Origin of the sequence: Caballeronia sp., assembly GCF_049581465.1 — a bacterium.
GTDB lineage: Bacteria > Pseudomonadota > Gammaproteobacteria > Burkholderiales > Burkholderiaceae > Caballeronia.
In genome coordinates this window covers 1-1,777 of the sequence record NZ_JBAUSA010000192.1, presented here as the reverse complement: position 1 = coordinate 1,777, position 1,777 = coordinate 1, and the positions used below count along the sequence as shown (strand labels likewise).

At 61.1% G+C, this 1,777-nt stretch carries 2 protein-coding genes; both read right to left on the bottom strand.

What is annotated here, in order from left to right; all coding sequences use genetic code 11:
* The coding region (locus tag WCA53_RS04810) for a trypsin-like peptidase domain-containing protein (protein ID WP_423906174.1) at positions 1–635 on the bottom strand (635 nt) is incomplete at its 3' end.
* 19 nt (positions 636–654) lie between these two features.
* Positions 655–1,698 carry a MucB/RseB C-terminal domain-containing protein gene (locus WCA53_RS04805; protein WP_423906171.1) on the bottom strand — a complete coding sequence of 348 codons (1,044 nt, stop codon included), beginning with the start codon at positions 1,696–1,698 and terminating at the stop codon, positions 655–657.
* Positions 1,699–1,777: the final 79 nt, after the last annotated feature.

The following is a 1,777-nucleotide window of genomic DNA, read 5'->3' as shown; positions in this document are numbered from 1 at the left end:
CGCACCTTGTTCGAATCACCCATGGTGATGGCGGGCAGACTTGTGGCCTGAATCTTCACCACCGCGACATCCGTGCGCTCGTCAACGCCGATCAGCTTGGCCTTGAACTCTCGCTTGTCGGTCAGCGTGACGTAGATGGTGTCTGCATCGTCGACTACGTGTGCGTTCGTCATCACGTAGCCGTCGGCGGAAATGATGAAGCCCGAGCCGACGCCATTGCTTTGCTCGGAGTTGTCGGGGCTGTCTGGGCCATTGTCCTGCGGCGCGGAGCGATTTCCCTGATTCCCCCCGCTGCCGTCGTCACCGCCCTTACCGCCCCCACCCCCGTGTGGCGAACCCGGCGAACCCGGCGTTCCGGGCATCGGAATCCCGAAGAACCGGCGAAAGAACTCGGACATGTCGCCGTCGTCCATGCCAGGCGGTAATCCGTGCATGTCCCCGCCACTGCTCACATGGGTCGTTGTCCGGATATTCACGACCGACGGACCCACTTTATCGACGAGCGTGGTGAAGTCCGGCAGATTCACTCCTGGCACTGCAACCGGCGTGGCAGCAAGTGCCACGGGGGTTGCGAGCGGCAGGCATGCGGCAAACGCCGCGGCCGCGAAAAGAGTGCGCAGCGAGAGGTTGCTCATATCGTCTAGGGCCGAGGAATTACTTGGAAGGCTTGTATTCTATGGCAGAAGCAAATTGCTGCAACGTAGCTTGAGGAACTTCTCCTAGCAGCGTGATCCAAAAATCCCCCCGACGCTTTACCAGCACGTGCGTGGCGCCGCTGTCGCCGGCCCCTTCCTTGCGGGAATTCTTTTCCACCGGCTCGACAAAAACCGAGATTGCCGCGAGGCCGTCCGAGAAAACGGCTTGATCGACGGGAATAGGCGGCTGGCCCTCTTCCCGCGATGCCATCGGCCGGCGCAACTCGCGAATTTCGCGGAAGCCCGGAATCGTCGGGGTAATTTTCCAGCCCTGCGCCTGCATATCGACAGTTTGAACCGGCGGCCGGACAATTGTCCATCCCGCCAGATTCTTGATGCCATTCGCTATGGCCGCCCGATCGATCGTTCCCCCGATCTGAACCTGGGTAAAGGAAAGCTGTTCGAGCACCTGGCCGTCCGGGCCGAGCGTCTGCGCGCGCAGCAGCAGGCCGGTCTTCGTATCGGACCAGAGTTTGTAGGCAAACCGCCAGGAATCTTTCGGGTCGAGTTCCATGACCTGGCTGTCGATCCCGGCGACCCGGTCGGCGCCCAGCATTTTCGGCTCATAAACGGTCAGGACCTGCTCACTGCTGGTCGTGAGCAGCGACGGAAACGAATCCTTGCTCAGACGTTTTTCGACGACCACCAAGTGACGTTCGGGGACAAACGTGTACATGTCGTCGTCGTGGCGAAGCATCTTCCGAGGCGCGCCGTCGAGACTTTCCAGCGACTCGTATTCGCCGTCAGCGCGCGCGGCGGAATGCGTAATGCGCGACGATTGCACCGTCGCGCCGCGCTGGTAGACGAATGAGCCCTGGTAATTCTGCTGCTGCGCGGCGTCGTGAATCCGGTCGAGCAGGTCCGCAGCGGTTTTGCGCAACGCGGCGGGATCGTCGGTTTGCGCGAAAGCACTCGATGTCGCGGATAACAACGCGGCTGCACATAACACCAACGCCTGCAGCCGCCCCCGATGAGTCGTTTTGTTCACCCGCACACGTTGCATCAATTATTGGCCTTGAACTGTACCCGCTGCGCGAATGAAAGGCATCGAGCCCGGCATGACGGGCTGTTGGGAGAATTGC